The sequence below is a fragment of the Streptomyces glaucescens genome, from assembly GCF_000761215.1.
In the GTDB taxonomy this organism is placed as follows: Bacteria; Actinomycetota; Actinomycetes; order Streptomycetales; family Streptomycetaceae; genus Streptomyces; species Streptomyces glaucescens_B.
Window position 1 is genome coordinate 1,133,532 of the sequence record NZ_CP009438.1, and the last position, 22,077, is coordinate 1,155,608.

Consider the following 22,077-nt stretch of genomic DNA (forward strand, 5'->3'; position numbering starts at 1 on the left):
GTTCAGCGGTCCTCGACCAGGCGGACGAAGTCGCGTTCGTTGCGTTCGGCGCGGCGGACGTACCAGTGGGCGAGCAGGACGAGCGGGGCGTAGAGGCAAAAGCCGAGCACCAGCCACTGGAGGCGGCCGGCGTGCGGTGCCGCCGCGAAGACCAGCGGCAGCGGGCCGATCAGCAGGACGAGAACGGCGCAGCCGGTGAGGGCGGCGCGCAGCTGGCTGCGCATCAGGGAGCGGACGTAGGTGTGGCCGAGGGTGGTCTGCTCGGCGATCTCGGTGCGCGGGCGGTAGGCGCCGGGGGCGCGCGGATCGCGTCCGCGCGGGCGGGGCCGGGCGGCGCGACGCGGCGGGCCGGTGACGACGACGCGGCGGTCGGCGGGGCTCTGCGGCACGGTCACGGCCTCCTCATCAGCAGGTCCCGCAGTTCACGGGCGTGGCGGCGGCTGACCTGGAGTTCCTCCGAGCCGACGAGGACGCTGACGGTGCCCGCGTCGAGGCGGAGCTCGCCGATGTGGCGCAGGGCGACCAGGTGGCGGCGGTGGATGCGGACGAAACCGCGGGAGCGCCAGCGGTCCTCCAGGGTGGACAGCGGGATGCGGACCAGGTGGCTGCCGCCCCGCCCGGTGTGCAGCCGGGCGTAGTCGCCCTGTGCCTCGACGTGGGTGATGTCGTCGACGGCGACGAAGCGGGTGACCCCGCCCAGCTCCACGGCGATGTGGTCCGGGTCGGGTTCGTGCACGGGGATGCGGGGGGTGGTGCCGCGCAGGTCGGCGGCGCGGCGCACGGCTTCGGCGAGGCGTTCCTTGCGGACGGGTTTGAGGACGTAGTCGACGGCCTTGAGGTCGAAGGCCTGGACGGCGAAGTCCTCGTGCGCGGTGACGAAGACGACCAGCGGGGGCCGGGCGAAGCCGGTGAGCAGCCGCGCGAGGTCGAGTCCGTCGAGGCCGGGCATCTGGATGTCGAGGAAGACCACGTCGATCGCCTCGGGGCCGTCGGGGCCGGACTCCAGGGCGCGGTTGATCCGGCGCAGCGCCCCGGTCGCGTCGCCGGCGCCCTCGGCGCTGCCGATGCGGGGGTCGGCGCGCAGGAGGTAGAGCAGTTCCTCGAGGGAGGGGCGTTCGTCGTCGACAGCCAGGGCGCGCAGCATGAACCCGGAGTGTAGGAGCATTTCGTACGGCTGCCCACGGGCCGACGTGGGGAGGTTCCGGTCCGTCTCCGGTACGTTCGCGCTGGATACAGTGCCGCCATGAACAGCAGGCCGGCACCCTTCGACGACCTCGACCGGAAGATCGTCACCGCGCTGATGGCGAACGCGCGGACCAGTTTCGCCGAGATCGGGGCGGCGATCGGGCTGTCGGCGACGGCGGTGAAGCGCCGGGTGGACCGGCTGCGGGAGACCGGGGTGATCACCGGGTTCACGGCGACGGTGAAGCCGTCGGCGCTGGGCTGGCGGACCGAGGCGTACGTCGAGGTGTACTGCGAGGGGGCGGCGCCGCCGCGGCGGCTGGCGGAGGTGGTGCGCAACCATCCGGAGATCACCGCGGCGATGACGGTGACCGGTGGGGCGGACGCGCTGCTGCACGTGCGGGCGCGGGACGTGGCGCACTTCGAGGAGGTGCTGGAGCGGATCCGGGCGGAGCCGTTCATCCGCAAGACGATCAGTGTGATGGTGCTGTCCCATCTGCTGCCGGACAGCCCGGAGGCGGGCGCCAGCCATCCGGCACCGGACGAGCCGGGGGACGCATCCGGGAGTGGCGCAGCGGACGTGCGTATCACCTGATCACAACGCAGTGATCCTGCGTAGGTGCGCAGCTTTCGTTTCTTGTCGGGCGTCGGTTCGCTTTCTACCGTTGTGTCAACCCCCAGTAGACACCGCAGGAAGCGGAGGAACCCCTCTGTGTCCGACAGCCGTGTGCCGCGCCGACGGCGTTTCCTCGTCTGCGAACCCAGACACTTCGCCGTGCAGTACGCGATCAACCCCTGGATGCACCCCGATGTCCGCGTCGACGTCGACCTCGCGCGGGAGCAGTGGCAGAAGCTGATCGCCGCCTACCGCGCCCACGGCCACACGGTCGACCGGGTGGAGCCGGTGGCGGGCCTGCCGGACATGGTCTTCGCGGCCAACTCGGCGCTCGTCGTCGGCGGGCGGGTCTTCGGCTCGCTCTTCCACGCGCCCGAACGCCGTCCGGAGTCCGTGCACTACGAGTCCTGGTTCAAGACGGCGGGCTACGACGTCCACCGGCCGGAGTCGGTGTGCGAGGGTGAGGGCGACCTGGTGTGGACGGGCCGGTACGTGCTGGCCGGCACCGGGTTCCGCACCACCCGGGAGGCGCACCGCGAGGCGCAGGAGTTCTTCGGCCACCCGGTGATCAGCCTGACCCTGGTGGACCCGTACTTCTACCACCTGGACACGGCGCTGTTCGTGCTCGACGACTCCGCCGGCGGGAACAACATCGTGTACTACCCGGAGGCGTTCTCGCCGGGCAGCCGCGAGGTGCTGAAGCGGCTGTACCCGGACGCGGTGCTCGCCACCCGCGACGACGCGATGGCGTTCGGCCTCAACTCCGTCTCCGACGGCCGCCACGTCTTCATCGCCCCGCGGGCCGAGGCGCTGGCCGCCCGGCTCGACGACCACGGCTATGTCCCCGTCCCCGTCGACCTGTCGGAGTTCCACAAGGCCGGCGGCGGCATCAAGTGCTGCACTCAGGAGATCCGTTCATGACCGCACCCGCCCGCACCACCCGCGACTCCGCCGAGCTGATCGCCGCCGAGGAGCCCGTCCTCGCGCACAACTACCACCCGCTGCCCGTGGTGGTGGCCCGGGCCGAGGGCGCCTGGGTGGAGGACGTCGAGGGCCGCCGCTACCTGGACATGCTGGCCGGCTACTCGGCGCTCAACTTCGGCCACCGCCACCCGGATCTCGTCGACGCCGCCCACCGCCAGCTGGACCGTCTCACGCTCACCTCCCGCGCCTTCCACAACGACCGGCTCGCCCTGTTCGCCGAGCGTCTGGCCGCGCTGACCGGGCAGGACATGGTGCTGCCGATGAACACCGGCGCGGAGGCCGTGGAGAGCGGCATCAAGGTGGCCCGCAAGTGGGCGTACGACGTCAAGGGCGTGCCCGCCGACCGGGCGACGATCGTGGTCGCGGCGGAGAACTTCCACGGCCGGACGACGACGATCGTCAGCTTCTCCACGGACGAGGTGGCCCGCGGCGGCTTCGGCCCGTTCACGCCCGGGTTCCGGGTCGTCCCGTACAACGACCTGGCGGCGCTGGAGGCGGCGGTCGACGAGACCACGGCGGCGGTGCTGATCGAGCCGATCCAGGGCGAGGCGGGCGTCGTCATCCCCGACGACGGCTATCTGGCCGGGGTGCGGGAGCTGACCCGCCGCGCGGGCTGTCTGTTCATCGCCGACGAGATCCAGAGCGGGCTCGGCCGCACCGGCCGTACCCTCGCCGTCGAGCACGAGGACGTCGTCCCGGACGTCGTGCTGCTCGGCAAGGCGCTGGGCGGCGGCATCGTGCCCGTGTCGGCGGTGGTCGCGCGCCGGGAGGTGCTGGGCGTGCTGCACCCGGGCGAGCACGGCTCGACGTTCGGCGGCAATCCGCTGGCCGCCGCCGTCGGCACGGCCGTCGTCGGTCTGCTGGAGGGCGGCGAGTTCCAGCGCCGGGCCGCCGAGCTGGGCGTGGTGCTGCGGGACGGGCTGAGCGAACTGACCGGCAAGGGCGTGGCCGGCTTCCGCGCGCGCGGTCTGTGGGCGGGCGTCGACGTCGACCCGGCCATCGGCACCGGCCGCGAGATCAGCGAGCGGCTGATGCGGGAGGGCGTCCTGGTCAAGGACACCCACGGCTCGACGATCCGCCTGGCGCCGCCGCTGACCGTCACCGAGGAGGAACTGCGCACCGCGCTGGGGTCGTTGGAGAAGGTCCTGGCGCGGGGCTGAACCCGGGAACCCGCTGGGCGGGGGCCGTACCGCCGCGTCCGGTACGGCCCCCGCCCGGCTGTCGGCGGGTGATCGGGGCGCAGCCGCCGGTCGGTCGGGGCCGGGGCCGGGTAGGTGTAGGACATCACGTCCCTTCCAGTCCCCCGTCGTTCCGCCGAGGACCGGCAGCCCTGACACGAGGAGAGCGACCTTGTTCTACCACCTGCTCAAGTACGTGCTGCTCGGGCCGCTGCTGCGGCTGGTCTTCCGCCCCCGGATCGAAGGGCTGGAGCATGTGCCCGCGTCGGGGCCGGCCATCGTCGCCGGGAATCACCTGTCGTTCTCGGACCACTTCCTGATGCCCGCGGTGCTCAAGCGGCGGATCACCTTCCTGGCGAAGGCGGAGTACTTCACGGGCCCCGGGCTGAAGGGGCGGCTCACCGCCGCGTTCTTCCGCAGCGCGGGGCAGATCCCGGTGGACCGCTCCGGGAAGGACGCGGGACAGGCGGCGATCCGGGAAGGGCTCGGGGTGCTGGGCAGGGACGAGCTGCTCGGGATCTACCCGGAGGGCACGAGGTCGCACGACGGGCGGCTGTACAAGGGGAAGGTCGGGGTCGCGGTGATGGCGCTGAGGGCCGGCGTGCCGGTCGTGCCGTGCGCGATGATCGGCACCTTCGAGGCCCAGCCGCCCGGCCGCAAGCTGCCCCGCGTCCGTCCGGTGACGATCCGCTTCGGCGAGCCGCTGGACTTCTCCCGGTACGCCGGGATGGAGAACGAGAAGGCGGTCCTGCGCGCGGTCACGGACGAGATCATGTACGCGATCCTGTCGCTGTCCGGGCAGGAGTACGTCGACCGGTACGCGGCGGACGTGAAGGCCGCGGAGGCCGCCGCGGAGCGCAGGGAGCGGCCCTTCCGGCGGCTGCCGCTGAGCTGACCTCCGGCACGTCAAGCGAGACGGGCCCGGGCGACCCAGTGGTGGTCGCGGGGCGGGCACAGCCGCTCGGGCGGCGCCGGCACCCAGGGGCAGCGGCCCGCGGCGAGTTCCCGCAGCGTGTACGCCTCCGCCTGCCAGCCGCACCGGTCCAGGAGGCCGCCGAAGTCCTCCAGGCCGAGCCGGAAGGCGGAACCGCGGGCCCGCATGAACGCCAGGAAGGCCGCGTTCGCGGGATCCTGGAAGTAGGCGGCGTGCGGGGCGTCGGCCAGCAGGACCGAACCGGGGCCCGACATCTGCCCGATCCGCGTGAGCAGCCGCGTGAAGTGCTCGGGCTCCAGGTAGGGCAGCAGGCCTTCGACGATCCAGACCGCGGGTTTCGTCCCGTCATAGCCGGCCTCTTTCAGCCGCCGCGGCCAGGTGCCGTCCCGCAGGTCCTCGCCGAGGGTGACCCGGCGGCAGGTGAGCCGGTCCGCGACGGGGGCGAGCAGCGCGTCCTTGGCCTCCAGCTGACCCGGCAGGTCGATCTCGAAGAACCGCGTGCCGGGAGGGAACGGAAGGCGCCAGGCCCGGGTGTCGCCGCCCGCCGCGAGACACACCACCTGGCCGATCCCCTGGGCCGTCGCCTCACCGAGCGCGATGTCCCCGAACCGGCCCCGTACGATCACGGATCCGACGGTGCCGCCCGCGGCCAGCGCCTCCTCGGCGAGCGCCCGGGACCGTGGCGTGCTGAGCAGCGCCGCGTGGGGGTCCGCCAGGTAGGCGTCGGGGCGGTCGTTCTCCATGGCCCTGATCACGGCGGTGATGAAACCGGTCTCCTTGACGGCCGTGTGCCCGTCGTCGCGCCGGGTCGCGTCCGTCACCGCGCACCCCCGACGGACAGCGACGGCCTGGTGTTCACCCAGTCCTGGTCGAACTTCCCGGTCACCGCGTAGCCACGGGAGATCTCCGCGAGTTCCTCCTCGCTGAAGACGTCCCGTACGTCGGCGAATCCGCCGGGGGCTCTCTGGTGCGCCATCGTGAGTACCCTTTCCGGGCCCAGGGAGCGGTTGCTCCGCTGCAGTTCCGTCATCTGCGGCCGGCGTTCCGCTTCGTAGGCCCGCAGGGCCGTGCCGGGGTCGTCGGGGTGGCGGGCGAGGTGCCAGGCGAGCACGCGTGCGTCGATGACGGCCTGGGTGGCTCCGTTGGACCCGGCGGGATACATGGCGTGCGCGGCGTCGCCGAGGAGGGTCACGCCGCCGAACGTCCACCGCGGGAGGGGGTCCCGGTCGATCATCGGGTAGCGCTGGATGTCCGGTGTGCCCTCGACCAGCGCCGCCAGGTTCACCCCGGGTGGTGCCCAGTCGCCGAGGTGACGCAGGATGTGCTCGCGCATCTCCGCGGGGTCCGCGGCGGGCCGCTCGTCGGGGAAGGCGGCCACCCAGTTGATGAGGGTCGTGTGCGTGGTGTCGTCCCGGTCGATCGGGTAGAGGACGAGGCGCCTCCGGTCGTCCCCCAGGACGGCCATGGACTCCCCGGTCAGGAACGGCCGTGCCCAGACGGTTCCCCGGTACATCGTCATGCCGTTCGTCGGCGGCGGTCCCTCGCCGGGGTGGAGCGCCGCTCGCACGGCGGAGCGAATGCCGTCGGCGCCGATGAGCAGATCCGTCTCGACGGTCCTCGTGGTGCCGTCCCGGCTCGTGAAGACCGCGCGGGTCCGGCCGGGAGTGCGGTCCAGGCCGACGAGCCGGGCGTCGGTGACGACCGCGCCGTCACCGAGGCGGCGTCGAGTCTCCGCGGCCAGCACGTGCACCAGCCGGGCCCGTGACACGGACAGCTGCGGCCACCGGTAGCCGGCCGCCAGGCCGCGGTCCTCCCGCCACACCAGGGTGCCGCGCGGGTTGTACATCGCCAGTTCCCGCGTGCGGACGGCCCGTTGCCGCACCGCGTCCAGCAGTCCGAGTTCGTCCAGCTCGCGCACGGCGTTGGGCAGGATGTTCAGTCCCAGTCCGTGCGGGCGCAGCCCTGGGTCGGCCTCGAAGACGGTGACGTCGTGGAATCCGGCCGCGTGGAGACTGACCGCGGTGGCGAGTCCGGCTATCCCGGCACCGGCGACGGTGATCCTCATCGCCCACCCACCATGGCTCCGTTGCGGCGGGTGAGGGTGAGGATTTCCTCCAGCAGTTCCACGCTTCCTCCGCCGCTTCCCCGTTCGTAGAGCCGCACTTCGGCGTGGTAGGCCCGGCGCGCCATCACCAGGTGCTTCCCGCGGAAGGCGGTGAGCGACCTGAGGGCTCTGCGCAGTCCCCGCGCGCTGGACCGGGCGTGTTCCCCGGCCGGGGTACGGGAATCCCGGCAGTTCCCGAGCGCGGCGACCACACGCGAGGTGATGGACGGCATCTCGGTCCACTCGGCATGCCGCTCGCGCCAGCCGGGCAGGGTGTGCGAGGCGACCTCGTCGCAGAAGGCGAGGTAGTCCCGGCTGCCCCGGTCGGAGGCCCAGAGCAGCAGGTCGATGAGGAAGAGCGGGATGTGCGCGGCGGCCGGCCCCATGTAGGTGCGGCCCGCTATGCGCACCTCCTCGAAGTAGGGTCTGAGCACGAGGGCGAAGAACTCGGGGGTGACGTCCGCGAGGACACCGCTCATCGCCTTGTCGGCCGCCGTGATGTGCGATGCCAGCGACGCCATCCCGGCGGCGCCTTCGGGGGTGCGGAGGTCCTCGTACTGGAGGGAGCGCCCGACCGTGACCGCCTTCGCCAGCTCCGGCACGCAGGTGCGCACCGCGTGGATGAGACTGCGCTCCATCGGCTGCCCGCTGTAGAGCCGCTCGCGCTCCCCCACCGGGTTCCAGCAGGTGTAGTGGTAGACGGTGTCCCGCGGGATCATACGGGTGCGCCGCCCGAGGAGTTCGAACAGCTCGGTGGCGCCCGGGACGATGTCGAAGGCGGACACTCCGTGGCGTTTGAGGCTGCCGACGTACATTCCCAGGTCGCGCATGGCGGCAAGACATTCCGGCAGGGTGAAGGAGGCGATGCGCTCATGGGGAGGAAGGGCCTCCCGGAGGACGCGCGCCAGCGCGGCGACGTCCCCGTTCTCGTTCATCTTCGGCAATGACCCGAGGTCTTCGTCCAGCCCCAGCGGATCGAGCCGCCTGACCTTCTCACTGTGTTCCTCGGACGTCACGTCCAGGTGCGCCCTGCCGTCCATGTGCACCAACTCTCCGACGAGGATCCATGAGCCGCCCGCCGGGCACGAAGGTAGTACGGACCGGACAATGCCTTCTTTGGCCTGAAACTAAGGTGAAACCAACCCTCGCGGGGGCGGACTCCACAGGACGGAGGGGTGGACGGCACACGGCGGCGGGATGGCCGGAACATGACGGAGGGGCGGCCGGTGTGGCACCGGCCGCCCCTCGGCTCGTACGGATCGCGCCTACGGCTTGGGCGTGGCGTGCGGGGCGCAGGTCACGTCCCCGGCATCCAGCTTCCCGGTGAGCAGGTAGGCGTCCACGCGCTCGTTGATGCAGGAGTTGGCCAGGCCGGTCACCCCGTGGGAGCCGGCGTCCCGCTCGGTGATCAGGCGGGATCCCTTGAAGCGCTTGTGCAGTTCGAGCGCACCGCCGTAAGGGGTGGCCGCGTCCCGCTCCGCCTGGACGATCAGCACCGGCGGCAGGCCCTTGCCGGTCCGCACGTCCACCGGGGTCCGCTGCTTGACCGGCCAGGTCGCGCACGGCAGGTTCATCCAGGCGTTGGACCAGGTGAGGAACGGGTGGTCGCGGTGCAGCCGGGTGTTGTCCCGGTCCCAGCGCTCCCAGCTCGTCGGCCACTTGGCGTCGGCGCACTCGACCGCCGTGTAGACGGCGTTGCCGTTCTCGGCGGCGGCGTTGCCCGCGGTGTCGCCGAGGTCGGGGGCGGCGGCGTCGACGAGGGCCTGGGTGTCGCCCGCGACGTACTTGCTGAACACGGTGGCCACGGAGACCCACGCGGAGTCGTAGTACGGCGCGCTCTGGAAGAAGCCGGTCAGTTCGGCCGGGCCGACGACGCCGCCGATGGGCTCCTTCTTGGCGGTGGCGCGCAACTGGAGCCACTTGGCCTGGACCTCGGCGCGGGTGGTGCCGAGGTGGAAGGTGGCGTCGTTCCGGGCGACCCAGTCCTGCCAGTCCTGCCAGCGGGTCTCGAAGGCGACGTCCTGGTCCAGGTTGGCCTGGTACCAGATCTTCTCGCGGGACGGGTTGACCACGCTGTCGGTGATCATCCGGCGCACGTGGCCCGGGAAGAGGGTGCCGTAGACGGCGCCCAGGTAGGTGCCGTAGGAGACGCCGAGGAAGTTGAGCTTGCGCTCGCCGAGCGCGGCGCGGATGACGTCGAGGTCGCGCGCGGTGTTCGGGGTCGTCATGTGCGGCAGCATGGCGGCGCTGCGCTCGTAGCAGCCCTCGGCGTACTCGCGGGCCAGCTTGCGCTGGGCGAGCTTGTCGGCCTCGGAGTCGGGCACCGGGTCCAACTTGGGCGCCTTGACGAACTCCTGCGGGTCGACGCAGGAGATGGGCGCCGACTTGCCGACGCCGCGCGGGTCGAAGCCGACGAAGTCGTAGGCCTTGGCGACGTTCTGCCACACCGGCGCCTTGGTGGTGACGCGGCGCGGGAAGCGCAGGCCGGAACCGCCGGGCCCGCCCGGGTTGTAGACGAGGGCGCCCTGCCGTTCGGCCCGGGTGCCGGTGTTGCCGATGCGGTCGACAGCGATCTCGATCTGCTTGCCGTACGGCTTGGCGTAGTCGAGCGGCACGGTGACCCAGCCGCACTGGATGGGCTTCTCCAGCCCCCAGTCCGCCGGGCAGTCCTGCCAGTCGATGCCCTGGTGGGCGGCGCGGGCCGCGGCGATCGCGACGCCCCGGGCCTCGCGGTCCTGACCGTGACGGGCCCCGGCGGCGGCCCGGTCGGTGCCGGTCGTGGCGCCCGCGTCGGCGCTGGCCGTCGGTGCCGCGACCGCGCCGGCTATCAGGGTCGCCGCGACGAGTGCTCCGGCCGAGCCGAGCGCCGCCGTCCGCCTGTTCGGTCTGTTGTCCCTCAAGTCGGGTCTCCCCCTGCGTCGTTGCGTGGACAGGGGGATCCTGGCCGCTGGGCGGGTGCCGGGAACAGGGGCGCACCGGCTTCTTTGCCAATCCGATAACCGGATAAAGCCATCCCGCTGAGCGGAGCGCCCGTACGGGGGGACTGTCCGAGGTCCGCCAGCGCCGCGTCCAGCAGCCCGCGCAGCCGCAGCGCGTCCGGCGCCACCGCGCTCACCAGTACGGCGGGCCCGGCGAGGGGCAGCACGGCGGCCCCCTCCCCGAGCGTCCGCGCCGCCGGCGCGCGCGCCGCGAACTCCGGGCGCGCCACCACGAGCTGCCCCACCGCGCGGTGCCCGCCCAGCCCGGCGGGCCCGTCCCAGCCGCCGGGCGCCCCGGGCCCGCACGCCAGTTCCTGGTCGAGCACGAGCCGCCCGCCCGTCCGCACCGTCAGACGGCTGGTCAGCCTGCCGGGGGCCTCACCCGTCCGCCCGAGCACCTGCTCCTCGCGCAGCACCAGCCGCCCGCCGGCCGCCAGGTCGACGCGGGTGCGCACGGTCAGCTCACTGCCGGCCGCGCAGATCAGCTGCTCGGGCAGCCAGTGCAGCTCGCCGCCCTCGGCCACGGTGAGCCGTACGTCGTAGCGGGCCCCGCCCCCGGCCTGACCCGGCAGGGCGATGGTGGCGGCGGCCGAGCCGACCCGCAGCCGGGCGTGCTCGGCGGCCTCCGCCGCGACGGTGAGGTGGTCGCCGCCCAGCGGTGCGCTCATCGCGCCGACGAGCAGGACTCGCGCCTCGCCCTCGTTCCCGCGGGTCCGCCGCAGGGCCAGCGGGGCCTCGCCCGTGAGGACGGGCAGCGCCGTACCGCCCCGGCCGTCGGCCACGGCGCGGATCCGGGCCGTGGCCCGTACCCCGGTGGCCGCGGTCACGCCGTCCACGCGGCGAGCCGCGCCCGCACCCAGCCGGCGACGTCGGCGACGCCGGTCGCGCCGCGCAGCGACTGGAGGACGACCGGCCGGTCGCCCCGCTGCGCCTTGGCGTCCGCCGCCATCCGGGCGAGGTCGGAGCCGACGTACGGGGCGAGGTCGGTCTTGTTGACGACCAGCAGGTCCGCGGTGGTGACCCCGGGCCCGCCCTTGCGCGGGATGTCGTCACCGCCCGCCACGTCGATGACGAAGATCTGCGCGTCCACGAGCCCCCTGGAGAAGGTCGCGGTGAGGTTGTCGCCACCGGACTCCACGAGGATCAGGTCCAGCGGCCCCACCTCGTCCTCCAGGTCCTCGACGGCCTCCAGGTTGGCGGAGATGTCGTCCCGGATCGCGGTGTGCGGGCAGGCGCCGGTCTCGACGGCGGTGATCCGCTCCGGCGGCAGTACGGCCTCCCGGAGCAGGAACTCGGCGTCCTCGCGGGTGTAGATGTCGTTGGTGACGACGGCCAGCGACAGTTCGTCGCGCAGCGCCCGGCACAGGGCGGCGACGGTGGCGGTCTTGCCGGACCCGACGGGCCCGCCGAGCCCGATCCGCAGGGCGCGCCGTGACCCGTCGGGCCGGTGGGCGTCGGCGCCGAGCGCGGCGGGACCGTCGTGGGAGTGATCGAGATGCATGGCAGCTCCTGTTTCAGCCGGGCCTGGGACACCGGCCCGTCCGATGCCTGCGAACGGGGCCGTTCAGGCCGGAAGGGGTCCGGGGCGCAGCCCCGGGGTCGGGAACGGGGAAGGGCAGGGGGCGGGAAGGGAAGGGCAGGGGCGGGAGACGGACGGGACGCCGGAGACGGGCAGGGGGCGGGAGACGGGCAGGGGGCGGGAGACGGGCAGGGGGCGGGGCCCTGCCACGCCCTACGACGCGAACAGCCTGACGGGCCGGGCCGCGTGCTGCTCGGCCGCGATCTCCAGCAACGGGCCGGAGCACGCGGGCAGGGCGTCGACGCCCTCGACGGCGGCCGCCCGCGCCGCCGTGACGGCTTGCTCCGCGACACGGTCCAGCTCCGGCGCCAGCCGCGCGAGCACCCCGGTCGCGTCGAACGGATCGAGACTCAGCAGGCGCACCGTCGCCGTCGCGGGCCCGCTGACGCTCTCGTACGCGGCGCAGTACGCGGCGTCCGCCGGGCCGAGCCCCGCGGCCCGCGCGGCGAGCCCGAGCACCACCGGCTGATGCGCCCCCTTGGGGAAGGCACCGGCCAGGGCGTCGAGTTCGGCGGACGGCCAGGCCGCCCGCGCGGCACGCGTCAGCTGCCGCCCCAGCCTGCGCGCGGCGGTGCGCAGCGCGGGCGACGGCGTGCGCGCGTCCGCGGCGGCGTCGAGTCCGGCGGCGTCCACACCGAGTGCAGCGGCCGCGGCGAGGGCGGCCGAGACCAGCCCCGCCGTGTGGAGCCGGCCCCGGCAGAAGTCCTCCAGGCCGGCCGCTGCGGTGATCCGTCCGGCCCGCACCGCCGCCTCGGCCCCGCCGGAGTGCGCGTGGCCTCCGGCGGGGAACCGGCCGTCGGCGAGGACGAGCAGGGCTGCGCGCGTCATCAGAAGAGGAAGTAGCGCTGGGCCATGGGCAGTTCCGCGGCCGGTACCGCCTCGACCAGCTCCCCGTCGATGCGTACGGCGAAGCTGTCGGGGTCGATCCGGACGTCGGGCCGGGCGGCGTTCTCGCGCATGTCCGCCTTGGTCACCCCGCGCGTCGACTCGATGGCCACGAACCGCTTGCCGAGCGCCAGCCGCTCAGCCAGCCCGTCGTCCAGGGCGAGCGGCGCCACGAAGTTGACCGAGTTGGCGGCGGGCGCCCGGCCGATCGCGCCGTACATGGGCCGGGGCAGGACCGGCTGCGGGGTGGGGATGGAGGCGTTGGCGTCACCCATCTGCGCGTAGGCGATCTGCCCGCCTTTGAGGACGAGGAGCGGCTTGACGCCGAAGAAGGCCGGTTCCCACAGCACCAGGTCGGCGAGCTTGCCGCGCTCGACGGAGCCGATCTCGTGGGCGAGTCCCTGGGCGAGCGCCGGGTTGATCGTGTACTTGGCGACGTACCGCCGCACCCGGTGGTTGTCCGCGCGCCCGTCGCCGGGCAGGGCGCCGCGCCGCCGCTTCATCACGTGCGCGGTCTGCCAGGTGCGCAGCACGACCTCGCCGACGCGGCCCATGGCCTGCGAGTCGGAGGAGATGATCGAGATGGCGCCCAGGTCGTGCAGGACGTCCTCGGCGCCGATCGTCGAGGGCCGGATGCGGGACTCGGCGAACGCGAGGTCCTCGGGGACGGCCGGGTTCAGGTGGTGGCACACCATCAGCATGTCGAGGTGTTCCTCGGCGGTGTTGACGGTGAACGGGCGGGTCGGATTGGTCGAACTGGGCAGCACGTGCGGCTCGGAGACCACGGTCATGATGTCCGGCGCGTGCCCGCCGCCCGCGCCCTCGGTGTGGTACGCGTGGATGCCGCGCCCCGCGATCGCGGCGAGGGTGTCCCCGACGAACCCCGCCTCGTTGAGGGTGTCCGTGTGGATGGCGACCTGGACGCCGGTCCGGCCGGCGACGGTGAGCGCGGCGTCGATGACGGCGGGGGTGGAGCCCCAGTCCTCGTGCAGCTTCAGCCCGAGCGCGCCGCCGCGGATCTGGGACAGCATCGCCTCGTGGGAGACGGTGTTGCCCTTGCCGAGGAGACCGATGTTGAGCGGGTAGTGCTCCATCGCCTCCAGCATCCGGGCCAGGTGCCAGGGGCCGGGGGTGACCGTGGTGGCCTTGGAGCCCTCGGCGGGGCCGGTGCCGCCGCCGACGAGCGTGGTGATGCCCGACGCCAGTGCCTCGTCGGCGACCTGCGGGCAGATGAAGTGGACGTGCGCGTCGATGGCTCCGGCGGTGACGATCCGTCCGTTGCCCGCGATGACCTCGGTCTCCGGGCCGAGCACCAGCTCGGGGTGGACGCCGTCCATGGTGTCGGGGTTGCCCGCCTTGCCGATGCCGGTGATCCGGCCGTCCCGGATGCCGATGTCGGCTTTGACGACGCCCCAGTGGTCGACGATCACGGCGCCCGTGACGACCGTGTCGGGGGTGCCGTCGGCCCGGGTGGCCCGGGACTGGCCCATGGACTCGCGGATGACCTTGCCGCCGCCGAACACGGCCTCGTCGCCGGCGAGTCCGGGACCGCCGCAGCGGTCCTCCTCGATCTCCACGAGCAGATCGGTGTCGGCGAGCCGGATCCGGTCGCCGGTGGTCGGGCCGAACAGATCGGCGTACGCGGCGCGGGAGAGTTCAGGCATCGAGGGCGCCTCCGGTCCGGCCGCGCAGTCCGGGCACGATCCGGGCGCCGGCGATCGGGACGAGTTCGACGTCGACGGGGATGCCGGGCTCGAACCGTACGGCGGTGCCGGCGGCGACGTGGAGCCGCTTGCCGCGCGCGGCGGCCCGGTCGAAGCGCAGGCCGGGGTTGGCCTCGGCGAAGTGGTAGTGGGAGCCGACCTGGACCGGCCGGTCGGCGGCGTTGAGGACGGTCAGCCGGGTGACCTCGCGGCCCGCGTTGACGACGATCGGGTCCTCGGCGAACAGGATCTCTCCGGGAATCATCGGGGCCGCCTCAGACGATCGGCTCGTGGACGGTGACGAGCTTGGTGCCGTCCGGGAAGGTGGCCTCGACCTGGACGTCGTGGATCATCTCGGGGACGCCCTCCATGACGTCGTCCCGGGTGAGCACCGCGCGTCCGGAGGACATGAGTTCGGCGACGGTGCGGCCGTCCCGCGCGCCTTCGAGGATGTGCGAGGTGATGAGGGCGACCGCTTCGGGATGGTTCAGCCTCAGCCCGCGGGCCCGGCGCTTCCCGGCGACGTCGGCCGCCACGTGGATCAGCAGCCTCTCCTGCTCGTGCGGGGTCAGTTGCACGTCCCACCTCACATCCTCGCTCCGGGCCGTGCGGGGCCCGGCTGCCGCGGCCACCGCGTCGGGGACAGATGTAACACACAAACAAATGGCGCGATTCGGCGCGATCGGGAAAGAAGAACCCCTGGTGGCGTGGAGCGGCAGGCTAGTTCGCCGGAGTTTCAACGACGTTAACCGGCCCTTGGTGCGGTCATGACCCCTTGCTGGTCCGCCCCATACTCATCAGCGCCCGCAGTCCGTTGCGGAGCACCTCGACCGGCACCGGCCCGAACAGCGACTGCTGCACGATGAATCCCTGCGCGGCGGCGATCATGGTGCGGGCCACGTCGTCCGCGGGGAGGTCGTCCCGCATCGCCCCGTCGCGCTGGTAGGCCCGGACGACCGCGGTCCAGGCCGCCCGCACCGCGTCGTAGCCCTCGCGGAGCACGGCGGCCAGTTCCTCGTTGCGCGCGGTCTCCGTCCACACCTGGACGACGAGCCGCGGGAAGGCCGGCTGCCCGTCGGCGCCGAGGAACCCGCGGGCCTCCAGCGTCCTTCCGAGGACGGTGGCGACCAGGACGTCGGGGGGCGGCGGCGGGCTCTGCCGGGCGGCCTCCTCGAACGCGGCCCGCACCTCCCCCATGACCTCGGCGACGATCGCGCCGATCAGCTCCTCCTTGCCGCTGAAGTACCGGTAGACGGCGCCCGCGGAGAGGTCGACCTCCTTGAGCACGTCCTGCATGGAGGTGGCGTGGAAGCCGTTGCGGGCGAAGCAGAGCGCGGCGCCGTCGAGGATCTGCCGGCGGCGGGCGTCGAGGTGTTCCTGGGATACGCGGGCCATGGTCCACAACCTAAAACGAACATTCCTTCTTGACAAGGAACGGCGTCGGCGGGACGGTGAAGACAAGAAAAACGAACGATCCTTCGCCAAGACGGCGTCCCTTCCCGGGCGCCGGCGACCAGGCTCCAGGAGATCCCATGTCCGCTCCCCGCACCCCGGCCGCGGCACACCGGCTGATCGCGGTCGTCGCCCTCGTCCCGCTGATGGCCGCGCTGGCCCTGTGGGCCTTCGCCTGGCCCGCCGCCCGCACCGCCCCGCGCGACCTGCCGCTCGGCGTCGCCGGCCCCGCCGCCGCGGCCGCGCAGGCCGAACAGCGGCTGACCCGGCACGAGGGCGCCTTCGAGATCCACCGCTACCCCGACGAGGCCGCCGCCCGCGACGCGATAGCGGACCGGGAGGTGTACGGCGCGGTCGTCGTCACCGGGCACGGCCCCCGGCTGCTCACCGCCTCCGCCGCGAGCCCGGCGGTCGCGCAGCTGCTGCGGCAGGCGGTGGCCGGGCCCGCCGCCGACGGCGGCGGGCACGTCCCGGTGGCCGACGTCGTGGCCGCCCCGGCGGACGATCCGCGCGGCGCGGCCTTCGCCGCCGGCGCGCTGCCCCTCACGCTGGCCGGACTGGCGGCCGGCGCCGCGGTCACCCTGCTGGGGCTGCGCGGGCTGCCCGCCGTGGCGGCGCTCGGCGGCGCCTCCGCCGCGGTCGGCGTGGTCGCCGCCGCGATCACGCACAGCTGGCTGGGCGTGCTGACCGGCCACTGGTGGGCCGAGGCCGGGGTGTTCGGGCTGGTCTCGCTGGCCGTGGCGAGCGCCGTCGCGGGGCTCGCCGCCCTCCTGGGCACCGCCGGGATGGGCCTCACGGCCGCCGTGATGATGCTGCTCGGCAACCCGTTCTCCGGCGCCTCCTCCGCACCGGAGATGCTGCCGGCGCCCGCCGGGGCGCTCGGCCAGTGGCTGCCGCCGGGCGCCGGGGTGTCCCTGTTGCGCTCGGTGGCGTACTTCGACGGCGCGGCGGCGACCGGCCCGGCCCTCATCCTGACCTGGTGGGCGGTACTGGGACTCGGGGCGGTGCTGCTCGGCGCGGCCCTGAGGCCCGGCCCGCAGGCGCCGGCCGGACGGGCGGCCGAGCGCGAGCCCGCACTCGCCCGCTGAACCGCCGGCCGGACGACTGGCCGCCACCGGCCGTGCGCCCCCGCGCAAGCGGACGGGGGCGCACGGTCTCGTCCGCCACGCGGGGGCCGGGGCCGGCGGGGGAAGGGCCCGGGAGGCGGGCGTCGCGCGGGCGGGCGGGCCTCAGGAGAGCGGGCATCGAGAGGGGCGGGGCTCCGAGGACGGGCCTCCGGGGCGGGCCTCCGGGGCGGGCCTCCGGGGACGGGCGGCCGGGGGCGTCCCGTCGGTCAGGCCGGACCGGGCGAGCGGCGAGCGGCGTCCGGTGCCGTGCGTCACCGGGCGGAGCGGTGACCTCCCTGACGCGGGCGGGGCCCGCCCTCCGGGCGGACGACGCGACGCTGCGGACACCCTCTAGGAGGGCCCCCGCCCCTGGTGCTCGGCCGCGATGTCGAAGCGCCGGCGTTCGCGGGGAGCGGACGCGGCCTCGCCGACGCGGGAGACGGCGCTGATCACGTGTTCCTCCGCCGGCTGCCCGGACTCCCCGTGCTCTTCGAGTCGCTCCAGGTCCGCGGCCGAGACGAGGGCGACGAGGGGCTTGCCGTGGCGGGTCACGACGACGCGCTCGCCGCCGTAGACCACCCGGTTGATCAGATCGGCTAGTTCGGCCCGGGCTTGCGTCACCGGAATCTCGTAGGCCATGGTCTCCACGTTACGTCATGTACGTCCTGTACATTTTTTAGGAGACAGCTCCGTCGTGAGGAGGGGGTCCGCCATGGCCCGAGAGTTCGTCCCGCCGTCCGGTCGCCGCGTGCCGTCCACCCGCCACGCGCCCCCCGGGCCCACCGGCCGCACGGGGCCGGGCGCCGCGCCCGGGGCGAGGTGATCCGCCGATGCTGCCGCCGGAGCCGCCGCCGCTGCCCGCCCTCACGCGCGCCGAAGGCGAGTTGATCGACCGTTACCTGGAGGTCGTGGACCTGCTCGGCAGGATCAATCCCGGCCGTCCGGGTCACACGTACGGCGGACTGCGCGCCGCCCAGGCCCTGGTGACCAAGGCCACCGCCCTGCGGGACGCGTTGGCGCTGATGCACCGGCGGGGCGAGAGCGAGCTGCACGCGCCCACGCTGGCGCGGGCGCTGCGCGTCCTCGACGGCGAACGCCGCACGGCGCGCGTCACCCTCCCACCGCGCTCCGACAGTTGACGCACCGGACGCGCTGTCAGGTACGGGACCGCAGGTCACGGGGGGTCCGCGACACGCCTGAAACGGACCGAAGGGATGACCCACGTTCGGCGTAAACGGACCTCCTTTTTCGTGCCGGCCCAGGTTGCGCCGAGGGCGGCCCGCCGGGGCGGAATTGGTCATTCCGCCCCTGGTCCGGAGGCCGTCGGGAAGCTCGGCACCCGACTCCTCGTCAGGGTGTCCACCCGAACGGGTGAGTGGTGAGGAACACCACAAATCCCCGGTTCCGTTGGGATTTTCAGACATCCGTGAGTCAAGATCCCTGACTGACGACAAGACCCCGCCACCGCGGCGGGGCGATCCGGGCGGACGCCGAGTCCTGCCGCCGCCCGGATGACCGGTCGACAGGAGTGGATCGGCAGGAGTGGAGGACCCAAGCACGACGGGTCGCCGGAACGGTCAGCCCCCTGCGGGGAGGCGCCGGGCCGAGCAGCCCTTGGGGTGAAGCCGCGGCAACGCGGCCGGGCAACTTCGCCAGCCCGAATCCGACAGGTCATCCTTCACAGGCGGCTGACGAAGGGTTTGCGCATGACCGCGCTCAATCGTGTCCCATCGCTCATGGCCCGGGCCGGAACGGCCTCGGCCCTGACTCTCGCCGCGGTGGGCGGCTCCGTGGTCGCCCCCGGCATGGCCTCCGAGGCCGAGGCCGCCACGCCGGCCTACAAGGCGCTCCAGGTGGCGGCCTCGAAGAAGGGCTCCCCGTACAAGTGGGGTGCCACCGGACCCAGGCGGTTCGACTGCTCGGGGCTCACCCTCTACTCGTACAAGAAGGCGGGCAAGTCCCTGCCGCGTACGGCCGCCCAGCAGTACAACAAGACGCGTCACATCTCGCCCGGCAGCCGCAAGGCCGGGGACCTGGTGTTCTTCCACTCGGGGTCGAACGTGTACCACGTGGGGATTTACGCCGGAAAGGGGAAGATCTGGCACGCCCCCAAGACCGGGGAGGTCGTGCGCCTGCAGAAGATCTGGACCAAGAGCGTCTGGTACGGCCGGGTCAAGTGACCCCTGCGGGCCGTGGACGGCGCCCTTGACCCGCCGTCACCGCGCCCGGAACTGCCCGTGAGCGACCACGCCGGGCCCGTACGCGCGTACGCGTGTGCGGGCCCGGCCTGCGCTTGTGCGGGCCGGACCCCCGCTCGTGCGGGGGCGACGGCCCACCGGGCGGGGTCAGGGCTCCTGCTGCCCCGCCGTCACCGGCCGGGCGGGGATCCGCCACGGCAGCTCGATCGCGACGGTCTTGCCGCCCTCGCGGGTGGGACGCACCCTCAGCCGGCCGCCGCACTCCGCGGTCAGACAGCGGATGATCACCATGCCGCGCCCGTTGTCCTGCTGGACGGCCGCCGGCAGCCGCTTGGGGAACCGCGGGTGGCTGTCGGTCACCCCGATGCGCAGGTGCTCGTCCCGGTCGAGCCGGACGTCCACCGTGAACGTGGGTGACTGCCCGAACGTGTGCTGCACGGCGTTGGTGGCCAGTTCGGAGACGATCAGCCGGATGGTGTCGGCCACGTCGGTGTCCGTCGGCAGACCCCACTCCCCCAGGGTGCCGACCACGTAGGCGCGAGCCGCGGAGACCGAGGCGGGATCGCTCGGCAGAGTGACGGATGCTTCCAGATGGTCTGCCATGGCGGCGTCGTCCCTTTCCCACGGGACCGCGGACCGACACGAAAAGGCGAGGGTTCGAGTACGGTCCCGGACTGGTGCTTCGTCGCCAGACTGCCACTCCGGCGCCGCTCCCGGTGGCGATCCACCAAGATATGCATATATCTGTCGCTCGAAGCGGTGAACTCTGCGACGGCAGACCGTATTCGGGCGGCCCGGCTGGAGTAAGGAGGAGCCCATGCAGCACGGTCCCGCGGTGCGCCGCCGGAAACTGGGCGCCGAACTGCGCGCGCTGCGCACGGGTGCGGGCCTGACGAGCGGGGAGGCGGCCCGGCTGGTGGGCTGGCACCAGTCGAAGGTGAGCCGGATCGAGACGGGCGCGAGCGGGGTCAGACCGGCCGACGTCCGGTTACTCCTCGACGCCTACGGGGTGCGCGACCCCCAGCTGCGGGACCTGCTGCTGGTGCTGGCCGGATCGGGGGACGGGCAGGGCCGCGACCACTGGTGGCACGCCTACCGCGGGGTGCTGCCGCCCACCTACCGCGACTTCATCAGCCTGGAGTCCCAGGCCAGCGCGATGCGCACGCTGGAGACCTCGGTCGTGCCGGGGCTGCTCCAGACGGCGGAGTACGCCCGCGCGGTGACCCGGGCCGCCGTGGAGGGCCTGGACGAGGAGCGGCTGGACACGCTGGTCGAGGTGCGGCTCGCCCGGCAGGACGTGCTGCGGTCCCGGCCGCCGCTGGCGCTCAGCGCGGTGCTGGACGAGGCGGTGCTGCGGCGCGAGGTCGGCGGTCCGGACGTCATGCACCGCCAGTTGCTGCGGCTGCTGGAGGCGGCGCGGCTGCCCCAGGTGCGGCTTCAGGTACTGCCGTTCTCCGCGGGAGCACACATCGGTGTGACGGGGCCTTTCGTTATCTTCTCATTTTCGAACACTTCTGATCTGGATGTAGTTGTTCTCGACCACCTGACGAGTAGCCTCTATCTCGAACGGAAAGAAGATGTCGGGGCTTACACCGAGGCGTTCGACGCTCTCCGGAACAACGCCCTGTCACCCGAGGAATCGCTGGATTACATCGCCGGGATAGCCGACGGCGCGTAAGGAGGCACCCATGACCGCACTGCCTCGGAACGTACCCTCCACTACCCATCTGTCCGAGGTGCGCTGGCTGCGCAGCAGCTACAGCACGGGAGCGAACAACTGCGTGGAGACGGCCAGGACCCGCTCGGGTCCCTGGGCCGGACTGCTCGCGGTGCGCGACTCCAAGAACCCGGCCGGCCCCGCGCTGCTCTTCTCCCCCCAGAGCTGGGCGAGGTTCACGGCCGCCGTCTGACCCCTCTCCTCCGTCACGGGCGACGCACGGCCGTGTCACGCCGACTCATGGCCGCGTCTCGCCGATCACACGTACAGCGCGTTCGATCTGGTCCCCGGAGAGGTCCGCGCGGGCCGTCAGCCGCAGCCGGGAGACGCCGTCGGGCACGGAAGGAGGGCGGAAGCAGCCGACGGCGAGCCCGGCGGTCCGGCAGTCGGCCGCCCAGCGCACGGCGCTCTCCGGGGACGGCGCGCGCACCGAGACCACCGCCGCGTCCGGCCGGACCGCCGCGTGTCCCGCGGCCGTCAGCCGGGCGTGCAGCTCGCCCGCCACGGCGCGCGCCCGCTCCGCCCGTTCCGGCTCGCGGCGCAGCAGCCGCAGGGCCGCGAGGGCCGCGCCCGCCGCCGCGGGGGCGAGACCCGTGTCGAAGATGAACGTCCGGGCCGCGTTGACCAGGTGGTCGATCACCCGCGCGGGTCCCAGCACGGCACCGCCCTGGCTGCCCAGCGACTTGGACAGGGTGACCGTCACGACGACGTCCTCCGCGCCCGCCAGGCCCGCCGCGTACGCGGCACCCCGGCCGCCCGCCCCCAGCACGCCGAGACCGTGCGCGTCGTCGGCCACCAGGCCCGCGCCGCGCTCCCGGCAGGCCGCCGCCAGCGCGGCCAGCGGGGCCGCGTCGCCGTCCACCGAGAACACCGTGTCGGACACCGCCACGGCGGGCCCGTCGTGGGTGTGGAGCGCCTTGCGCACCGCGTCCGGGTCGGCGTGCGCCACCACCTGGGTGGTGCCGCGGGCCAGCCGGCAGCCGTCGATGAGCGAGGCGTGGTTGCCGGCGTCGGAGACGATCAGTGAGCCGTGCGGTCCCAGCGCGGTCACGGCGGCCAGGTTGGCCGCGTAGCCGGAGGAGAAGACCAGGGCCGCCTCGAAACCGCAGAAGCCGGCCAGCTCGCGTTCGAGTTCGGCGTGCAGTCCGGTGGTGCCGGTGACCAGCCGGGAGCCGGTCGAGCCGCCGCCCCAGACCCGGGCCGCGCGGGCCGCGCCCTCGGTGACCTCCGGGTGGCGCGCCAGGCCCAGGTAGTCGTTGCTCGCGAGGTCCAGCAGCGGCGAGTCGGCGGGCCGGGGCCGCAGGGTCCGCACCAGTCCGGCCCGGCGGCGCAGCTCCGCCTGCTCGTCGATCCAGCCGAACGCCATGGGTCCTCCGGGGGGATTTTGTAGGCAGTGCACAGACACTAGCGGTCGGGCTCGCAGGCCAGGATGTGGCAATCCACACACGACGAAGTGGCGCC

At 73.4% G+C, this 22,077-nt stretch carries 24 protein-coding genes, 1 pseudogene and 1 riboswitch; of the genes and pseudogenes, 9 read left to right on the forward strand and 16 right to left on the reverse strand.

The window, feature by feature from the left end; translation table 11 throughout:
- Positions 1-2: 2 nt before the first annotated feature.
- Together SGLAU_RS04810 and SGLAU_RS04815 are read right to left on the reverse strand one after the other, a co-directional pair.
- Positions 3-389, reverse strand: coding sequence for a membrane protein (locus SGLAU_RS04810; protein WP_043506294.1), 387 nt, complete (start codon positions 387-389; stop codon positions 3-5).
- A 2-nt stretch (positions 390-391) separates the two neighbouring features.
- Complete coding sequence (locus SGLAU_RS04815) at positions 392-1,144, reverse strand: LytR/AlgR family response regulator transcription factor (protein WP_043506295.1); 753 nt, start codon at positions 1,142-1,144, stop codon at positions 392-394.
- Positions 1,145-1,243: 99 nt separating this feature from the next.
- On the opposite strand from SGLAU_RS04815, the gene SGLAU_RS04820 reads away from it, so the two are divergent.
- From SGLAU_RS04820 to SGLAU_RS04835, 4 genes are all read left to right on the forward strand, one after another.
- On the forward strand, positions 1,244-1,777 hold the full coding sequence (locus tag SGLAU_RS04820) for an Lrp/AsnC family transcriptional regulator (RefSeq protein ID WP_043498635.1): 534 nt from the start codon (positions 1,244-1,246) through the stop codon (positions 1,775-1,777).
- Between the two features lie 117 nt (positions 1,778-1,894).
- The gene (ddaH, locus tag SGLAU_RS04825; protein ID WP_043498637.1) at positions 1,895-2,719 is read left to right on the forward strand and encodes a dimethylargininase; all 825 of its coding nucleotides are present in this window, start codon (positions 1,895-1,897) and stop codon (positions 2,717-2,719) included.
- Positions 2,716-3,942: an ornithine--oxo-acid transaminase gene (gene rocD, locus SGLAU_RS04830; RefSeq protein ID WP_043498638.1), complete on the forward strand. Its 1,227-nt coding sequence runs from the start codon at positions 2,716-2,718 to the stop codon at positions 3,940-3,942. Before ddaH ends, rocD begins: the two co-directional genes overlap by 4 nt.
- 190 nt (positions 3,943-4,132) lie before the next feature.
- Positions 4,133-4,855, forward strand: a complete 723-nt coding sequence (locus tag SGLAU_RS04835) for a lysophospholipid acyltransferase family protein (protein WP_043498639.1) — start codon at positions 4,133-4,135, stop codon at positions 4,853-4,855.
- A gap of 11 nt (positions 4,856-4,866) precedes the next feature.
- Here SGLAU_RS04835 and SGLAU_RS04840 read toward each other — a convergent pair whose 3' ends face one another.
- From SGLAU_RS04840 to SGLAU_RS04890, 11 genes and pseudogenes are all read right to left on the reverse strand, one after another.
- Positions 4,867-5,715: a class I SAM-dependent methyltransferase gene (locus tag SGLAU_RS04840; RefSeq protein ID WP_052413629.1), complete on the reverse strand. Its 849-nt coding sequence runs from the start codon at positions 5,713-5,715 to the stop codon at positions 4,867-4,869.
- Positions 5,712-6,959: an FAD-dependent monooxygenase gene (locus SGLAU_RS04845; protein ID WP_043498641.1), complete on the reverse strand. Its 1,248-nt coding sequence runs from the start codon at positions 6,957-6,959 to the stop codon at positions 5,712-5,714. The genes SGLAU_RS04840 and SGLAU_RS04845 overlap by 4 nt, the downstream gene beginning before the upstream one ends.
- The gene (locus SGLAU_RS04850) at positions 6,956-8,038 is read right to left on the reverse strand and encodes a monodechloroaminopyrrolnitrin synthase PrnB family protein (RefSeq protein WP_043498643.1); all 1,083 of its coding nucleotides are present in this window, start codon (positions 8,036-8,038) and stop codon (positions 6,956-6,958) included. Before SGLAU_RS04850 ends, SGLAU_RS04845 begins: the two co-directional genes overlap by 4 nt.
- 225 nt (positions 8,039-8,263) lie before the next feature.
- Positions 8,264-9,898, reverse strand: coding sequence for an alpha/beta hydrolase (locus tag SGLAU_RS04855; protein ID WP_043498645.1), 1,635 nt, complete (start codon positions 9,896-9,898; stop codon positions 8,264-8,266).
- A gap of 149 nt (positions 9,899-10,047) precedes the next feature.
- A pseudogene (locus tag SGLAU_RS04860) lies at positions 10,048-10,812 on the reverse strand (urease accessory protein UreD); the annotation flags it as partial.
- Positions 10,800-11,477, reverse strand: coding sequence for an urease accessory protein UreG (gene ureG, locus SGLAU_RS04865; RefSeq protein WP_043498646.1), 678 nt, complete (start codon positions 11,475-11,477; stop codon positions 10,800-10,802). The pseudogene SGLAU_RS04860 and the gene ureG, both read right to left, overlap by 13 nt.
- Positions 11,478-11,708: 231 nt before the next feature.
- A complete protein-coding gene (locus tag SGLAU_RS04870) occupies positions 11,709-12,383 on the reverse strand; it encodes an urease accessory protein UreF (RefSeq protein WP_043498648.1) in 675 nt (224 codons plus the stop codon).
- Positions 12,383-14,104, reverse strand: coding sequence for an urease subunit alpha (locus SGLAU_RS04875; RefSeq protein WP_043498651.1), 1,722 nt, complete (start codon positions 14,102-14,104; stop codon positions 12,383-12,385). Before SGLAU_RS04875 ends, SGLAU_RS04870 begins: the two co-directional genes overlap by 1 nt.
- A complete protein-coding gene (locus SGLAU_RS04880; protein WP_043498654.1) occupies positions 14,097-14,408 on the reverse strand; it encodes an urease subunit beta in 312 nt (103 codons plus the stop codon). Before SGLAU_RS04880 ends, SGLAU_RS04875 begins: the two co-directional genes overlap by 8 nt.
- A gap of 10 nt (positions 14,409-14,418) precedes the next feature.
- A complete protein-coding gene (locus tag SGLAU_RS04885) occupies positions 14,419-14,721 on the reverse strand; it encodes an urease subunit gamma (protein ID WP_043498656.1) in 303 nt (100 codons plus the stop codon).
- Positions 14,722-14,908: 187 nt separating this feature from the next.
- A complete protein-coding gene (locus SGLAU_RS04890; protein ID WP_043498659.1) occupies positions 14,909-15,538 on the reverse strand; it encodes a TetR/AcrR family transcriptional regulator in 630 nt (209 codons plus the stop codon).
- A gap of 137 nt (positions 15,539-15,675) precedes the next feature.
- Here SGLAU_RS04890 and SGLAU_RS04895 point away from each other — a divergent pair, with 137 nt between their 5' ends.
- A complete protein-coding gene (locus SGLAU_RS04895; protein WP_043498662.1) occupies positions 15,676-16,683 on the forward strand; it encodes a membrane protein in 1,008 nt (335 codons plus the stop codon).
- Positions 16,684-17,052: 369 nt separating this feature from the next.
- Here the strand turns inward: SGLAU_RS04895 and SGLAU_RS04900 are convergent, their stop codons facing one another.
- Positions 17,053-17,340 carry a type II toxin-antitoxin system Phd/YefM family antitoxin gene (locus SGLAU_RS04900; RefSeq protein ID WP_043506299.1) on the reverse strand — a complete coding sequence of 96 codons (288 nt, stop codon included), beginning with the start codon at positions 17,338-17,340 and terminating at the stop codon, positions 17,053-17,055.
- Positions 17,341-17,531: 191 nt separating this feature from the next.
- On the opposite strand from SGLAU_RS04900, the gene SGLAU_RS04905 reads away from it, so the two are divergent.
- Complete coding sequence (locus tag SGLAU_RS04905; protein ID WP_043498664.1) at positions 17,532-17,840, forward strand: hypothetical protein; 309 nt, start codon at positions 17,532-17,534, stop codon at positions 17,838-17,840.
- Between the two features lie 339 nt (positions 17,841-18,179).
- Positions 18,180-18,403: riboswitch (cyclic di-AMP (ydaO/yuaA leader) on the forward strand.
- A gap of 4 nt (positions 18,404-18,407) precedes the next feature.
- The gene (locus SGLAU_RS04910) at positions 18,408-18,881 is read left to right on the forward strand and encodes a C40 family peptidase (RefSeq protein WP_043498666.1); all 474 of its coding nucleotides are present in this window, start codon (positions 18,408-18,410) and stop codon (positions 18,879-18,881) included.
- A gap of 165 nt (positions 18,882-19,046) precedes the next feature.
- Here the strand turns inward: SGLAU_RS04910 and SGLAU_RS04915 are convergent, their stop codons facing one another.
- Positions 19,047-19,502 carry an ATP-binding protein gene (locus SGLAU_RS04915; protein WP_043498668.1) on the reverse strand — a complete coding sequence of 152 codons (456 nt, stop codon included), beginning with the start codon at positions 19,500-19,502 and terminating at the stop codon, positions 19,047-19,049.
- A 214-nt stretch (positions 19,503-19,716) separates the two neighbouring features.
- Here SGLAU_RS04915 and SGLAU_RS04920 point away from each other — a divergent pair, with 214 nt between their 5' ends.
- Both SGLAU_RS04920 and SGLAU_RS04925 read left to right on the forward strand, forming a co-directional pair.
- Positions 19,717-20,577: a helix-turn-helix domain-containing protein gene (locus SGLAU_RS04920; RefSeq protein WP_043498671.1), complete on the forward strand. Its 861-nt coding sequence runs from the start codon at positions 19,717-19,719 to the stop codon at positions 20,575-20,577.
- 10 nt (positions 20,578-20,587) lie between these two features.
- Complete coding sequence (locus SGLAU_RS04925) at positions 20,588-20,809, forward strand: DUF397 domain-containing protein (protein ID WP_043498673.1); 222 nt, start codon at positions 20,588-20,590, stop codon at positions 20,807-20,809.
- A 45-nt stretch (positions 20,810-20,854) separates the two neighbouring features.
- Here the strand turns inward: SGLAU_RS04925 and SGLAU_RS04930 are convergent, their stop codons facing one another.
- Complete coding sequence (locus SGLAU_RS04930) at positions 20,855-21,982, reverse strand: 8-amino-7-oxononanoate synthase (protein ID WP_043498676.1); 1,128 nt, start codon at positions 21,980-21,982, stop codon at positions 20,855-20,857.
- Between the last annotated feature and the right edge of the window lie 95 nt (positions 21,983-22,077).

What these genes read in the sequence shown, in the direction of transcription:
- SGLAU_RS04815 (WP_043506295.1), bottom strand. Translation starts at nt 1,144, where the DNA reads ATGCTGCGCGCCCTGGCTGTCGACGACGAACGCCCCTCCCTCGAGGAA.
- SGLAU_RS04820 (WP_043498635.1), top strand. Translation starts at nt 1,244, where the DNA reads ATGAACAGCAGGCCGGCACCCTTCGACGACCTCGACCGGAAGATCGTC.
- rocD (WP_043498638.1), top strand. Translation starts at nt 2,716, where the DNA reads ATGACCGCACCCGCCCGCACCACCCGCGACTCCGCCGAGCTGATCGCC.
- SGLAU_RS04845 (WP_043498641.1), bottom strand. Translation starts at nt 6,959, where the DNA reads ATGAGGATCACCGTCGCCGGTGCCGGGATAGCCGGACTCGCCACCGCG.
- SGLAU_RS04850 (WP_043498643.1), bottom strand. Translation starts at nt 8,038, where the DNA reads ATGGACGGCAGGGCGCACCTGGACGTGACGTCCGAGGAACACAGTGAG.
- ureG (WP_043498646.1), bottom strand. Translation starts at nt 11,477, where the DNA reads ATGCATCTCGATCACTCCCACGACGGTCCCGCCGCGCTCGGCGCCGAC.
- SGLAU_RS04870 (WP_043498648.1), bottom strand. Translation starts at nt 12,383, where the DNA reads ATGACGCGCGCAGCCCTGCTCGTCCTCGCCGACGGCCGGTTCCCCGCC.
- SGLAU_RS04875 (WP_043498651.1), bottom strand. Translation starts at nt 14,104, where the DNA reads ATGCCTGAACTCTCCCGCGCCGCGTACGCCGATCTGTTCGGCCCGACC.
- SGLAU_RS04880 (WP_043498654.1), bottom strand. Translation starts at nt 14,408, where the DNA reads ATGATTCCCGGAGAGATCCTGTTCGCCGAGGACCCGATCGTCGTCAAC.
- SGLAU_RS04890 (WP_043498659.1), bottom strand. Translation starts at nt 15,538, where the DNA reads ATGGCCCGCGTATCCCAGGAACACCTCGACGCCCGCCGCCGGCAGATC.
- SGLAU_RS04895 (WP_043498662.1), top strand. Translation starts at nt 15,676, where the DNA reads ATGTCCGCTCCCCGCACCCCGGCCGCGGCACACCGGCTGATCGCGGTC.
- SGLAU_RS04900 (WP_043506299.1), bottom strand. Translation starts at nt 17,340, where the DNA reads ATGGCCTACGAGATTCCGGTGACGCAAGCCCGGGCCGAACTAGCCGAT.
- SGLAU_RS04905 (WP_043498664.1), top strand. Translation starts at nt 17,532, where the DNA reads ATGCTGCCGCCGGAGCCGCCGCCGCTGCCCGCCCTCACGCGCGCCGAA.
- SGLAU_RS04910 (WP_043498666.1), top strand. Translation starts at nt 18,408, where the DNA reads ATGACCGCGCTCAATCGTGTCCCATCGCTCATGGCCCGGGCCGGAACG.
- SGLAU_RS04915 (WP_043498668.1), bottom strand. Translation starts at nt 19,502, where the DNA reads ATGGCAGACCATCTGGAAGCATCCGTCACTCTGCCGAGCGATCCCGCC.
- SGLAU_RS04920 (WP_043498671.1), top strand. Translation starts at nt 19,717, where the DNA reads ATGCAGCACGGTCCCGCGGTGCGCCGCCGGAAACTGGGCGCCGAACTG.
- SGLAU_RS04925 (WP_043498673.1), top strand. Translation starts at nt 20,588, where the DNA reads ATGACCGCACTGCCTCGGAACGTACCCTCCACTACCCATCTGTCCGAG.
- SGLAU_RS04930 (WP_043498676.1), bottom strand. Translation starts at nt 21,982, where the DNA reads ATGGCGTTCGGCTGGATCGACGAGCAGGCGGAGCTGCGCCGCCGGGCC.